Annotated in this window: 11 protein-coding genes and 1 other annotated feature; all 11 genes read right to left on the bottom strand. The window is 49.6% G+C overall.

The window, feature by feature from the left end:
- Positions 1 to 35: 35 nt before the first annotated feature.
- On the bottom strand, positions 36 to 1,415 hold the full coding sequence (murC, locus tag KQI_RS0117220; protein ID WP_039774533.1) for a UDP-N-acetylmuramate--L-alanine ligase: 1,380 nt from the start codon (positions 1,413 to 1,415) through the stop codon (positions 36 to 38).
- 6 nt (positions 1,416 to 1,421) lie between these two features.
- Positions 1,422 to 2,798 (bottom strand): bifunctional folylpolyglutamate synthase/dihydrofolate synthase, encoded by a 1,377-nt coding sequence (locus tag KQI_RS0117215; protein ID WP_010348089.1) that lies wholly within the window; start codon positions 2,796 to 2,798, stop codon positions 1,422 to 1,424.
- Between the two features lie 36 nt (positions 2,799 to 2,834).
- Positions 2,835 to 5,501 carry a valine--tRNA ligase gene (locus tag KQI_RS0117210; protein ID WP_029390209.1) on the bottom strand — a complete coding sequence of 889 codons (2,667 nt, stop codon included), beginning with the start codon at positions 5,499 to 5,501 and terminating at the stop codon, positions 2,835 to 2,837.
- Positions 5,502 to 5,554: 53 nt separating this feature from the next.
- Positions 5,555 to 5,840: a binding site (T-box leader), on the bottom strand.
- Between the two features lie 71 nt (positions 5,841 to 5,911).
- Positions 5,912 to 7,183, bottom strand: a complete 1,272-nt coding sequence (locus KQI_RS0117205) for a LysM peptidoglycan-binding domain-containing protein (protein ID WP_010348087.1) — start codon at positions 7,181 to 7,183, stop codon at positions 5,912 to 5,914.
- 125 nt (positions 7,184 to 7,308) lie between these two features.
- Positions 7,309 to 8,238 (bottom strand): RluA family pseudouridine synthase, encoded by a 930-nt coding sequence (locus tag KQI_RS0117200; protein ID WP_010348086.1) that lies wholly within the window; start codon positions 8,236 to 8,238, stop codon positions 7,309 to 7,311.
- On the bottom strand, positions 8,235 to 9,539 hold the full coding sequence (hemL, locus tag KQI_RS0117195; RefSeq protein WP_029390208.1) for a glutamate-1-semialdehyde 2,1-aminomutase: 1,305 nt from the start codon (positions 9,537 to 9,539) through the stop codon (positions 8,235 to 8,237). Before hemL ends, KQI_RS0117200 begins: the two co-directional genes overlap by 4 nt.
- Before the next feature lie 31 nt (positions 9,540 to 9,570).
- On the bottom strand, positions 9,571 to 10,569 hold the full coding sequence (gene hemB / locus KQI_RS0117190) for a porphobilinogen synthase (protein ID WP_010348084.1): 999 nt from the start codon (positions 10,567 to 10,569) through the stop codon (positions 9,571 to 9,573).
- 47 nt (positions 10,570 to 10,616) lie between these two features.
- Positions 10,617 to 12,173, bottom strand: a complete 1,557-nt coding sequence (cobA, locus tag KQI_RS0117185; RefSeq protein ID WP_010348083.1) for a uroporphyrinogen-III C-methyltransferase — start codon at positions 12,171 to 12,173, stop codon at positions 10,617 to 10,619.
- Positions 12,174 to 12,177: 4 nt separating this feature from the next.
- The gene (gene hemC, locus KQI_RS0117180; RefSeq protein ID WP_010348082.1) at positions 12,178 to 13,104 is read right to left on the bottom strand and encodes a hydroxymethylbilane synthase; all 927 of its coding nucleotides are present in this window, start codon (positions 13,102 to 13,104) and stop codon (positions 12,178 to 12,180) included.
- 1 nt (position 13,105) lies between these two features.
- Entirely contained in the window at positions 13,106 to 13,753 is a 648-nt protein-coding gene (locus tag KQI_RS0117175; RefSeq protein WP_010348081.1) for a precorrin-2 dehydrogenase/sirohydrochlorin ferrochelatase family protein, read from the bottom strand.
- Positions 13,754 to 13,761: 8 nt separating this feature from the next.
- Positions 13,762 to 14,589: a cytochrome c biogenesis protein CcsA gene (ccsA, locus tag KQI_RS0117170; RefSeq protein WP_010348080.1), complete on the bottom strand. Its 828-nt coding sequence runs from the start codon at positions 14,587 to 14,589 to the stop codon at positions 13,762 to 13,764.

Raw genomic sequence — 14,589 nt, 5'->3', positions numbered from 1 at the left:
GTAATTCATCGGTATAGCTTAACATATTGTACTTATTACGCTTGCTGTCCGCGAAGATGGCGCGCTAACGCGTCGCCCGCTTTCCAGATGTCTCCTGCACCCATCGTTAGCACAAGATCACCAGGCTGTAGCCGATCTTTCAACTTCTCGATCACAGCTTCTTTGGTCGGCAGGTAGATTGCATTGGCATTGCTGTTTTGGACGATCAAATCTACAAGCTTGGAAGAATGCACGCCTTCAATTTGTTTTTCTCCTGCTGGAGAATAAATGTCGGTAATAATGACTTCATTGGCTTCACTAAACGCACGGCTGAACGCATCCAGCAGGAAAAAGGTACGGCTGTAGCGTTGCGGCTGGAACACAGCAATAATACGATTGCCTGTCGCTCTCGCTGCACTAATCGTAGCCTCAATCTCTGTTGGATGATGCGCATAGTCATCAATAACCAGAATGTCATTGCTTTCACCCAGCACTTGAAAACGGCGCTTGGCTCCGTGAAATTCCAAAATCGATGCTGCGATTTGATCGAATGGAATTCCTGCTTCCAGGCATGAAATCACAGTCGCCATCGCATTGTACATGTTGTGTCTACCTGGCACAGACAATTCGATCGTTCCGAGCTCTGTCCCTTTCCGGCTCATGGTAAAGCTTAATCGACGGTCGCCCAATTGGATATCTGTCGCCATATAGTCTGCTTCATGCTCCACTCCGTAGGTAATGACCCGAGTTTGAAGCTGCGGGATCATCTCGCGGATGTTCTGATCATCTGCACATACAATAGCTGCACCATCTGGCCGTATTTGACTCAAAAACTGTACGTAGGCACTTTTCAGACGATTAAAGTCGCCATCGTAATTTTCCAAATGATCTGCCTCGATGTTGGTTACGATACCTTGCCACGGATGATATTGAAGAAAAGAGCCATCGCTCTCATCCGCCTCGGCAACAACAAACTCGCTTTTACCCGCTTTGGCATTCGTACCCAAATTCGTGATTTCACCGCCAATGATATAGGTTGGATCGACATTACATCTCTCCATAACCAGGGCAATCATCGAAGAGGTTGTGGTTTTACCGTGCGCTCCTGCAACAGCTACTCCCTTACGTTCGTTAAGCAAGCGAGCCAGCATCTGTGAACGATGCAGAGTTGGAATATTCAATTCTTCCGCTGCCACCCGCTCCACATTGTCGCGAGACAATGCCGTTGAATAGACGACGATATCCGCACCTGCAATATGTTCAGGGGTGTGTCCGATATATATTTTTGCGCCTTTGGCCGCCAGTTTTTCTGTCAGCTCTTGTGATGCCACATCTGAGCCAGTCACGGTATAACCCATCTCCAGCATGACCCGAGCAATCGCGCTCATCCCGTAGCCACCGATACCGATAAAATGAACATGTTCCGAAGTAATCAACAAATTTCACCAACCTTTTTCCGAATCGGTTTGATACATAAGGGTAGCCCGTACATCCGCAATGAGATACAGCGTACCGGACACCACCCCCAGATCCTCCGCTTCCGTATGTGACTGAAGCAGGCCAAGAGCCTTTTTCCAGTCACCTTCTACAATAATTTTCAAATCCGTTTTGGCATAAGACGGCCGCAGCTTCTCCACGAGATGAGCCAATTCAGCGGCATCCATTTTGCGGCGAAAAATAGGCTCGGTCAGGATAAGCGTATCCACTAGTGGCAGTATATGCTGCAAGTATGCTTCATGATGCTTGTTTGACAGCATCCCCATCATTAAAACCAGTTTTCTGTATGAATACAGCTGAGGAAGACTCTTGGCAAGCGTCTGTGCTCCTTCTGGATTATGAGCCCCGTCAAGGACAATTCTCGGGGAGGTGCTGACCTGTTCGAGACGTCCAGCCCAAGCCGCTTGTTTAAAGCCCTTCAACAGTTCGTCATCCTCCAGCACAAAGGCCAAATACTGACGAAGGACCTCCAGTGCCATCATAGCTCCTGCCGCATTAGCACATTGATGCTCACCTAACAACGTAATGTCGATTTCCATGTGCCGGAAAGGACCAGCGAATGAAAACGTTTGGCCCGTTTCGTCCCCGTTTAGCCGTTCATACGTAAACTGTTCACCTGCCAGATACAGAGTAGCTCCCTGTCTTACCGCCGTTTCCCGTATAACCTGAATAGCCTCGGGTTGGGTAACGCAGCTTACGACAGGTACGCCAGGCTTGATGATACCAGCCTTTTCCCTTGCAATCTGCTCAAGCGTATCTCCCAGAATGTCTGTATGGTCATAGCCTACATTCGTAATAATCGAGACGATAGGATTCACGATATTAGTTACATCCATCCTTCCCCCGAGACCTGTCTCCCATACCACAACATCTGGAAAAGACACCGTAGCATAATACAGAATAGCCAGTGCTGTCGATACCTCAAACATCGTGGGTGATCCCAATTCACTGGCTGCTATTTCTTTTACCAGCGGGTACAGGCGATTGGCAAGCAAAACCAGCGTCTCATCAGGAATGTCGGTCCCGTTGAATTGAAAACGGTTCGTAAATCGTGTGATGTACGGAGACGTAAAAGTCCCGACATCGTAACCACACTTCATCAGGACGGAGGTTAGAAAAGCACAGGTTGAGCCCTTGCCGTTGGTCCCCGCAACATGCACAAATTTCAAATGTCGTTGCGGATCACCCAACATGCTCATTAGCTGCTCGATTCGTTCAAGTCCGGGTCTGATTCCAAACGGAATTAAACCATTGATCCATTCCACTGCTTCATCATAGCTTTGTAAAGGAGCAGCCTCGCCGCCCCTGTTCGTATCTGACATCCTTTTCACCTTCAGGTCATTTTATAGTGAGTGAAATTATCCCTTGAGTTCTTCAATACGTGCGATAACTTTGGCGCGCTTATCTGAGTAATCAGCTTGTTTCGCCTTCTCTTCCTCGATGACTTTAGCTGGTGCCTTAGCCACAAAACCTTGGTTGGAAAGCTTTTTCTCCACGCGCTCCACTTCACTGTTCAAATGCTGAAGCTCTTTTTCCAGTCTGCTGATTTCCTGGGTAATATCTAGCAGTCCGGCCAATGGCAGGTATAGCTCTGCGCCGCTGACAACAGATGTCATGGCTTTATCTGGAACGGAGAACTCCAATCCTGCGTCGAATTCGGACGTATTGCAGAATCGGCGTACATATTCCGCATTGCGGTTAATGATATCGAGAACGGCTTGATCACCGGGTTTTACAAGCAATTCAACCTTCTTACTCATCGGCACGTTGACTTCAGCGCGAATATTGCGCACAGAGCGAATCACGTCGATCAGCAAATTCATTTCAGCTACCGCATCCTTATCCTCAAAAGCCGGATCATAGACAGGCCAAGCGGCCAGTGTAATTGTTTCGCCTTCATGCGGAAGATGCTGCCATATTTCCTCGGAGATAAACGGCATGAACGGATGAATCATGCGTAGTGTCCGATCCAGTACATATGCCAGTACAGACTGTGTTTTCTTCTTCGCCTCTGCGTTGTCGCCATATAGGGAAAGCTTCGCAAACTCAATGTACCAATCGCACAAATCATCCCAAATAAAGTTATACAAAAGGCGGCCTGTCTCGCCAAATTCATAGGCATCTATTAGACGCGTAATGTCGCGTGAAGTTTCGTTTAGACGGTGGAGAATCCAACGATCCGCAGTGCTCAAATCACCGGTAATGTCGATATCCGCCGCAGTCACACCCTCCAAATTCATCAGCGCAAAGCGGGACGCATTCCAGATTTTATTGGCAAAGTTGCGGGCTTGCTCCACTCGTTCCCAGCGGAAACGAAGGTCTTGTCCTGGCGTGCTGCTGGTGGAAATCATATAACGCATAGCGTCCGTTCCATATTGGTCGATTACGTCGAGTGGATCAACACCATTGCCGAGGGATTTGGACATTTTTCTACCGTCCGCATCACGAACCAGACCGTGCATAAGCACGTCCTTGAACGGAATCTCATCTGTAAACTCCAGTGCGGTAAAAATCATCCGCGACACCCAGAAATAAATAATGTCATAGCCTGTAACCAAAACATTGGTCGGGTAGTAGCGTTTGAGATCCTCGGTCTGTTCCGGCCAGCCCAATGTCGAAAACGGCCACAAACCAGAGCTGAACCATGTATCCAGTACATCCTCATCCTGTATTAGCTTTCTGCCAGCATATTCAGGCAAGGTTGTAGGGTCCTCTGCCGATACAATAATTTCCCCGGTTTCTTCATCGTACCAAGCCGGAATACGGTGTCCCCACCACAGCTGACGGGAAATACACCAGTCACGTACATTTTCAATCCAGTGCAGATAAGTACGCTCAAAACGATCTGGTACAAAGTTTACGCCGTTGCCAGCCTTCTGCGCTTCAATCGCTTTGGCTGCCAGAGGTTTCATTTCTACAAACCATTGTGTAGACAGATAAGGTTCTATAACCACCCCTGTACGCTCGCTGTGGCCTACCTGGTGCACATGCTCTTCAATACGGATGAGTACGCCCTGCTCTTTCAGATCAGCGACGATTTGCTTACGGCAATCGCTGCGATCAAGACCCTGATATTTGCCTGCTTCGGCATTCATCGTTCCTGTTTCGTCCATGACCGTAATTTGTGGCAGTTGGTGACGTTGTCCCATTTCAAAGTCGTTCGGATCATGAGCTGGTGTAATTTTAACCGCGCCGCTGCCAAAATCTTTATCTACATAATCGTCCGCAATGATCGGAATTTCCCGCCCGATAATCGGAAGCACAAGTGTTTTGCCGATCATTTGCTTGTACCGTTCATCTTCCGGATGTACAGCAACAGCTGTATCGCCCAGCATCGTTTCAGGACGGGTAGTGGCAACCGTAATAAATCCGCTGCCGTCTTTCAGTGGATATTGAAGGTGATACAGATTTCCGTTCACCTCTTTGTATTCCACCTCAATGTCCGACAATGCCGTACGTGCGGCAGGGTCCCAGTTAATGATGCGTTTACCGCGATAGATGAGGCCTTTTTTGTACAGTTTTACGAATACTTCGCGCACTGCTTGGGACAGTCCCTCATCCAGCGTAAAGCGTTCACGAGAATAATCGAGAGAGAAACCCATTTTTTCCCATTGATTATGGATATTATCCAGATAAAGTTCCTTCCATTCCCATACCTTCTCCAAAAACTTCTCGCGGCCCAAGTCATAGCGTGTCAGACCTTCTTCGCGCAGCTTCTGCTCTACCTTTGTTTGCGTAGCAATACCCGCATGGTCTGCCCCTGGCAGCCACAAGGTATCATAGCCCTGCATCCGCTTGGTGCGGATAATAATATCCTGCAAGGTAAAATCAAGAGCATGTCCAATATGCAGCATACCCGTCACATTCGGTGGTGGAATAACGATTGTAAAAGGCTCTGCCTCCGGATGTTGTCCAGCGCGGAAATAACCCTTCTCCATCCACGTTTTGTACCATTTTTTCTCTGCTGATTTTGGATCGTACGTTGTTGGCATTTCCAAGGTTGTCTTGTTGTCTTGTTCTGACATATCAGGATACCCCCATGATTTTTCAATTGGCAAATAAAAAAAGCCCTTCATCCTCAAAGGACGAAAGGGCTGTTCTTTCGCGGTACCACCTTTGTTTCACCCCTCGTGTATGTATCCACTGATCCATTACACATGGTGTGACACTTTATGCAGATAACGGTTGCGGACCGGCCTTATTCTACCGTGAACCTCGTACCTTCCGTTGGAATGAAATGAGGGACCGTTCAAACAGGCGACTCCCGGGTGACTTCGGCCAGTAGCTTCCTGCGGAACCTCACAGCGCTGCAATTCCACTCTCTGAAGGGCTTGCTGCCTACTCTTCCCGATCTCAGTCTTTTAATAGCTATACCACATCATACATTTCCCTTTGGCTATAGTCAACACCCGCTGCGCATTTTTCGGTTGCTGGATCAAGGGATGTATAATACCTGACCTTCTTCTACATGATGCTCCGCCAATCTGTTGTACAATTGAAGCTCCCGTGAACTGAGCTGATAGCGATCAGCTATCGTTTCCAGCGTATCCTCACGCTGCACGATGCACAAGCGGACTTTGCGGAAAGGCGTTTCATCCTGTGTATGGAAAAAAAGGTTTTTCCACTTGGCATCCTCACGCTCTTCTTCGGCTTTCTGATCCTGATCCTCTGGCTGTTGCTTCAGCTGTTGCTGGTATTCCGCTTCCTTCACTGAACGGCTCGATTGGAGCAACGACGAGTAGACAACCGTGTCCGGCTCGTCTGCTCCTTCGTCCTTTTTGCTGTTAAGCGCTACGCGCATCTCCGGTTTCTCGTCGGCAATGGTGTCATGAACCGCATGGTCCACCTGCTCTGACGCTTCAGGTCTATAATCATCCACCTGGCTCGCTTCCAATTGCGGCTCCAGATAGCCCCCCTGCTCTGCTGAGGAATGTGCTTCAGACTGCAATGGATCATGCACCATATCTGAAGATACAGCAGATACCTTCGGCTCACTTCCCGTCCATGCTTCCTCCTGCTGAAATCCCCATACTTCAGGTGCAGCATATTCGTGCTTTATCTCGGTAGAGCTATCTTCAACCGCTTTGCCCGTCCAAGGCTCATAGAATCGATTAGAGTCTACAGCTGGCTCATAAGCTTGCTGTTCCGGTGACAGTGAGAGTTTCTGCTCCCCATGGTCCAGTGATGGCTGTTCCCAGGAAGCAAACTCCTGTTGAGGTGAATAAATCCCTTCCTGCCGATGCTCACCATCGGCGGAAGGAGATTGGGTCGGATGGTCAGGTGCATGCACCACGGTAAATTCATCATCCAGCCAAACCGCCGTCTCCTCGGCATGCGAGCTTTCCACCCCGTGCAACGAAAGAACGCCAGTAATATTCAGACTACGTAAGGAGAGCAGATCCACGTCAAAATTTTCAATCTCGACCGAAATATCTTCCAATCTTCCTACCCGGTTCATCGGAATGGTAATTTCCACAGGTATCAAATGATGAAGCTCGCTCGTAGCCTGTTCAGGTGTGCGGTACACGCCCTCCAGCAGCAAATGCCCTCGCAAAGCGGCATGGTCGCCGTGGGTTACAACCTGAATGCGTGGCAGAAGCTCAATTTCCTCCAACTCAGCAATCCCGGCAGCTTCCTCCGTCAAATGAATGCGTTCATAAATATCAAAACGCAAGCCTTGCGGCTGATCATTCTGTTGTTTATTCAAGGATGGCATCCTCCTTTGGGCAGCCTCCGCACATCCTCTGACTCCTGTCAGACGCACGGAAACTCCATATTGCAAACCGTTTCTAGGTTCAAGTATATGCGCCAAAATAGAAGGCATGCCATCTTTTATAGCTGTTTGAGTAGCTTTTGCAAATCATCCGGCCAAGCATCCTCCACGGTAATCGATTCCCCGCTGAGCGGATGGCGGAAGGTCAGACGCTCTCCGTGCAGCGCCTGCCTGCCAAAATCAGTCGCCCGGCCCCCGTACAATACATCCCCGAGCAACGGGAAGCCAGCATGACTAAGATGAACGCGAATCTGATGCGTTCGACCAGTGTCCAATGTCAGATACACGAGACTGATCGCACTTGGACCGCTCCCCCACACTTCACCAAGTTCCACATGGGTAACTGCCTTTTGCCCGGTCTTAGATACACGACGACGCTGCTTGTGATGCCTGTCCTTGCCAATCGGCCAATCCAATGTCCGCAGCGTTGAAGGTACTTCCCCCCGTACCAAAGCTACATAGCGGCGGTCGATAGCCTTGGCTCGCATTTGCTCGTCCAGCTTGAGCAGCGCGAATTCGTTTTTGGCATATAGCACCGGGCCTGTCGTATCCACATCCAGACGATGCACATGCCGTACTGCTGCATGAATGCCATTGATTTCATAATAGGATGCGACAGCATGATCCAACGTCAGCGGACCATCCTTTACACCGCCGTCTGGATGGACCGCCATACCCGCTGGTTTGTGTACGACCAGGCAAAAATCATCCTCGTACAGTATCTTCAAATCATACCAGCGAGGGATGACGCCAAGGTCCATGACAGGAAAAAGGGCCAGCCGCAGCCGGTCCCCTGTATGTTCAATCCCTTTTTCGTGCCGTAGTCTGCGCCATAGCTTGTCCGGCAATCCCAAACGGTTCAGCAGCCAGCGATCTACAGCCTCAGCTTGGTCTTCATTCTCAATGCGATTTTCATTAGCTGAAATTTCCCGTCCCGGTGTGACTTCCAGCCACGGTCCCCGTCTCTTCCAGCTACCTTGCCAGCTCATAGACGTTTGAGCGCGCGATAGTTCGCTTCAATGGTAGCGTCAATATTCTCAACCGTATGCACGCCTGATACGAACATGCCCTCAAATTGAGATGGGGCCACACTGACTCCCTCATTCACCATTTCGGTAAAATAACGGCGGAAGTGATCCTGATTACTCGTCTTGGCGATATCAAAATTGACGACCTTCTCTTCAGTGAAAAATGGACACACCATCGAGCCTACACGGTTGATCGACATCGGTATACCCAACTCACGCGCGTTGCGTTCGAATCCGGCCTGAAGCCGTGCCGCCCGTTCTTCCAGCCGATCATATACTTCTGGCGTCAGTAGTTTAAGTGTGGAATAGCCTGCAGCCATAGCCAATGGATTTCCGCTCAGCGTACCCGCTTGATAGATAGGCCCGGATGGCGCGATTTGCTCCAAAATGTCACGACGCCCGCCGTAAGCACCTACCGGCAGTCCGCCCCCAATGACTTTGCCCAGACACGTAAGATCCGGTGTCACACCAAAGCGTCCTTGGGCAGAGTGAAGCCCCACCCGGAATCCGGTCATCACTTCATCAAAAATCAGCAGACTTCCATATTGCCGGGTCACTTCACGCAGCCCTTCCAAAAATCCAGGCTGTGGGGGTACAACACCCATATTGCCTGCTACCGGCTCGACAATAATTGCAGCAATCTCTTCGCCAAATTTCTCAAAAGCCAGCTTCACTGAAGCCAAATCATTATAAGGAACGGTGATGGTATGTGTGGCCACGACTTCAGGTACACCCGGACTATCGGGCAGACCTAATGTCGCAACACCAGAGCCCGCTTTAATCAGCAAGCTGTCCGCATGACCATGATAGGAGCCTTCAAATTTAAGAATTTTGCTGCGTTTTGTAAATCCGCGTGCGAGTCGGATCGCACTCATGGTCGCTTCGGTTCCCGAGTTGACCATACGGACAAGGTCCATGGAAGGAACACGTTCACATACGAGTTTGGCCATTTCCGTCTCCGCCAGCGTTGGTGCACCGAAGCTGGTTCCTTTTACAACAGCAGCCTGTAAAGCTTTAACCACTTCAGGATGTGCATGGCCCATAATCAGCGGTCCCCATGAACATACATAGTCTATATAGGATTGACCGTCGATATCATATACACGTGCTCCTTCCCCACGGTCGATATATACTGGCGTTATGCCTACGGATTTAAAAGCCCGAACCGGACTGTTTACGCCACCCGGAATATATTGTTTTGCCTCATCAAAAGCTGCTTTCGAACGAGTATCCTTGCGCAATGTTCGCTGTTCGTCGTTCATCTTGATCACTCCTGTCTTCTCAAAAATACGCTTATTGCTTCAACCATCTTGCCGCATCCTTGGCGGAATAGGTAATGATCATATCCGCACCCGCACGCTTCATACTTGTCAGAATTTCCAGCACCATCGCTTTTTCGTCAATCCAGCCCTGGAGGGCTGCCGCTTTGACCATCGCATATTCACCGCTGACGTTGTAAGCGACCATAGGCAGATCAAATTGATCCTTAATCGTACGCATCACATCCAGATAAGAAAGAGAAGGCTTCACCATCAGCATATCCGCACCCTCAAGCACGTCAGATTCTGCTTCTCGCAACGCTTCACGTGCATTGGCAGGGTCCATCTGATACGATTTGCGGTCACCAAACTGCGGCGCAGAATTTGCAGCTTCACGGAAAGGACCGTAAAAGGCGGACGCATATTTGACGGAATACGACATAATCGGAATATGCGAGAAACCTTCCTGATCCAATCCTTGCCGAATGGCCTGCACAAAACCATCCATCATATTGGATGGGGCGATAATATCCGCACCTGCTTTAGCCTGGGAAACCGCTGTACGTACCAGCACCTCAAGGGATTCATCATTCAATACTTCGCCGCATATCTCACCATTATTCTCATGCATATGTACCATGCCGCAGTGTCCATGATCCGTAAATTCGCACAAGCAAGTGTCGGCTACAACCAGCAGCTCGGGATAGCGGGACTTGATCAGACGAGTAGCCTCCTGCACAATCCCATCGTCCACAAAAGCCGAAGTCCCCAAGCTATCTTTTGTTTCCGGTATGCCAAACAAGAGCACGGCGGGAATGCCCAGCTCGCTAATTTCTTTCAGTTCTTCCTCCAACTGATCCAGTGAAAAACGGTATACGCCTGGCATGGAGCTAATTTCCTGCTTCACCCCAGTGCCAAATGTTACGTAGATCGGTTGGATAAAATCAGCCGGATTCAATACGGTCTCACGCACCATACTGCGGATCGCGGCCGACTGGCGCAAACGACGATGTCTCGTAAAAGGTACACTCATAATTGCAAACCTCCACATTCTATACATTCATTTTGGTAAAACACAAATTATAATGTCACAATAGTATTTGATTGTTTCCAGTCACACAGCGATTGGATCAGACTTTCAATGGTTGCCTTCTCCGACATCAAGCTGACGGTCAAACCGGCTTGGGTAGCTGTCTCACCTGTCAAGGGGCCAATTACAGCAATCGCAACTCCCTCCAGCAGTGACACCGGATCATCAATCCCCATTTGCCTGAGCGCTTCCATAAAAAAGGTTACGGTTGAGGAACTGGTAAACGTAATGGCATGGATGGCGCGTTCCTCTAGCAGCTTGAGCAACTCATCATCCTGTGTGTTAGCCGCCAGCACCGTTTGATACAGATCAGCCTCGGTTACCTCAAGCCCCATCTCTCTCAGCTTGTCTGGCAGCCAGGATCGGGCGAGATCACCTCTGGGGAGAAATACATTCTGCCCTGGCTGCAAATCCTGCTCAAACGCTTGGAGCAAGCCCTCTGCCTGGAATGGACCTTCAATCCGTTCTGCCACGATTCCATGTGTTCGAAGTGCGGCTGCTGTAGCTGGACCGACCGCGGCAATACGCGCTTTAAACAGCGCACGCACATCCTTGCCCTGCTCCTCTAAGTGGCTAAAGAAATATTCCACTCCGTTAACGCTGGTAAAAAACACCCAATCATATTCAAGCAGTCGTGCAAATGCCTTTTTAATTCGCTGTTTCGTTGGCTCGTCCGAAGGAACTACCGTCCGGATGACTGGGAATTCATAGGGCTCGCCGCCGAGCTCCTCAATCCGGCGAACCAGACTGCTGGCCTGGGCGCGTGCACGAGTGACCAAAATCCGCTTGCCAAACAAAGGCATATCCTCAGCCCATTTTAGCTGTTCACGCTGATTGACCACTTCTCCGACCACGATGACAGCAGGAGGCTTGAAATTAGCGGCCTTCACCTTGGCCTCAATGTCCGCCAGTGTACCCACCAGTGTATCCTGCTCGGCACGAGTTCCCCAACGAATCAAAGCAACGGGTGTACCGGGCGGCTTGCCGTGCTTCATCAGTTGCTCACTGATGTAGCCAATCTTCGCCACTCCCATCATAAAGATCAGTGTACCCGTTGCGTTCGTTACTTTATCCCAATGAATACTTTCATCAAGTTTATCCGGACTTTCATGCCCTGTAATGATTGACAGCGAAGAGGCCATATCCCGGTGTGTAACCGGAATGCCCGCATAAGCAGGCACGCTGATGGCTGAAGTGATGCCGGGTATGATTTCATAGGAAATACCGTGTTTGCGGAGCAGCCCGGCTTCCTCCCCAACCCGACCAAAGATGGTGGGGTCTCCTCCTTTGAGCCGAACAACCGTTTTTCCTTCCAGGGCCAGATCCACCAGCAGCTGATTAATATCCTCCTGCTTCATGGTGTGACGATCCGTCAGCTTGCCGACATATATTTTCTGGGCCCCCGGCTTCATCAGTCCCAAGAGGCGTGGGCTTGCCAGTCTGTCATACACAATGACATCCCCCAGTTGAATACATTCCCATCCCTTGACCGTAATCAATCTCGCGTCTCCGGGCCCTGCTCCAACTAAATATACCTTTCCTGCCATATCCTCAACCCCTTACCTGCGCCAAAATCTGTTCTGCTCCTTTGGCAATCAAACTGGCTGCTACCGCTTCTCCCAGCTTCTGCGGATCAGTCCCCTGGAGCGTATCCTTCAAAACAACCTCACCATCTGGCGAGCCTACCATGCCCGTAAGACGGATTTCCTGGCCAGCCCAGACTGCATGAGCCCCAATTGGAACTTGGCACCCCCCATTAAGTACGCCAAGAAAGGTTCGCTCTGCAGCAACCGTAGCCGAGGTATCCCGGTCATTGTAAAGACGCAGCAATGTCAGCAACTCTTCATCATCGGCGCGGCATTCAATACCGAGCGCTCCCTGTCCAACTGCCGGCAAGCAGGCTTCCTCCGGTATATAGGACGTAATTCGCTCTTTCCAGCCCATCCGGTGCAAGCCCGCCGCCGCTAAAATAATGGCATCAAAGCCTTCCGTCTCCAGCTTTTTCAGACGGGAATCAATATTACCGCGTACAGGCTCTAATTGTAGATCAGGTCGCATGGCTTTGATTTGACTGGCACGGCGCAGACTGCTCGTTCCTACTTTTGCTCCTTGAGGCAAATCCTCCAAGCTCTTGGCCCCGAGTGTAATTAGGCAATCACGCGGGTCCTCCCGGCGCGGTACAGCGCCGTTGACAAGGCCTTCCGGCAATTCGGACGGCATATCCTTCATGCTATGTACTGCCATATCAATCTCACCAGCCAGCATGGCCTGTTCAATTTCTTTGACAAAAAGTCCTTTGCCGCCTACCTTGGACAAGGTTACATCCAATATTCGATCGCCCTTGGTCAGTATTTTTTTCACGACAAACTGCAAAGCCAATCCATGCTCCGCGCACAGCGCCTTCAAATCCTCAATGACATGCCCGGTCTGAGTTAGCGCAAGCGCGCTCTGTCTGCTGCCTACCACAATTGTTCGCATGTTATTCCTCCTGATTTTGCGCAATCCATAGGTCTATCTCTTGTTCGGTCCAAGCGACAAATTCATGACGTCGTATTTGATCCAATACCCCGCTGCTCGCCAAACGCCTCAGAAGCTTGGCCCTTTGCCGAGAAGAACGTACAGTACGTTTGATAATCTGTCGCATTTCGTACATAAAATCCAGATATGGCTCATATTCGCTGCCGAATAATGCTTCTAAAGCTGATGTAATATCGGCGGTTACAGCCGGGCCTGCCCCTGCAGTGGAAACACTGATCGTCAGCTTCCCCCGCCGAAGGATGCCCGGCGTTATAAAGTCAGCCTCTTCCGATCGGTCTGTCACATTTACCAGTATACCTCTTTGTCTGGCCTCATGCGCAACTGCATTATTCACTTCTCTCTGATTCGTTGTCGCATATACAAGAAAGGCCCCCTGGAGATCGCCCTCGCGATATACGCGATTTACCCAGTGGAGCTGCTTGTGATTGGCCAGAAGCTGTAGATCCGGCGTTATATTCGGGCTGATGACGGTAATGCATGCCCCGCTTCCTATCAGCCCCTTTACCTTGCGTTCCGCTATACTACCGCCGCCTACAACACAACAAATCTTATTCTTACAATTCAACGAAATCGGGACAAAATGCTGCAAACGCTCATTCACTCTCCCGTCCACTGATGGAATACAGACCAGGAGTTCAGCAAAAAGTTAAGAATTAATAGCGTGTAGCCCACTAATGCCCACTTTGCCATCACGAGTCCTGAACGCTGATTCCATCTTTTACTCACTAACAATACAATATACACGCACAAGGATATCGCTGTCATCAGCACTTTGCTATCCAGCAAAAGACGCCAGCGCTCCTCGGCAATAATAGAAATGACTGCAACGACAATGGAAACTCCGAGTAAAGGAGTGCCAATCAACAGGGCCTTATGCGTATACCGATCCATCATTTCGAGACTTGGCAGACGCCTGATCGTGTCATTCCATTTCTTTACTTTCAATTTACGATGCAAAAACAGATATAAGCCCGAAAATACAGCCGCTACCGTCATCGCTACAAAGCCGAGATTAGCCAACGCAATATGAATAAGAAGCAACCCATGCACAGTATGCCAATTTGCAAGTGGGTTGTCGGTAGGCTCCATCCATATTTTATTGAGCACAAGCACCGCGAAGCTAATAATATTAAGCAGTAATACCGCAAATTCAGAATGCTGGTAGCGTGACAAAATCAAAGAAATCAGTACTAAAATAAATGAGAATAGAAATAAAAAATCGTAGCTCACAAAAATAGGAAGGTGCCCCTCGTTCCAGGTTCTTATCCCCATATATACGAGCTGGAGCAAAAGAACGACAACAAGAAGCCCTGTACCTGTCCGTTTGGCATTCGCATTGCGTCGAATCCCATCCGAGAATACAAACAGAAGGCTCAGGGCAAAAACATAAATCATTGAATCATATATAAGCATGCCTAAAGCCAC

The sequence above is a fragment of the Paenibacillus peoriae KCTC 3763 genome (assembly GCF_000236805.1).
Taxonomy (GTDB): Bacteria; Bacillota; Bacilli; order Paenibacillales; family Paenibacillaceae; genus Paenibacillus; species Paenibacillus peoriae.
The sequence above is the reverse complement of the archived record's forward strand: the minus strand, read 5'-3'. Positions and strand labels throughout refer to the sequence as shown.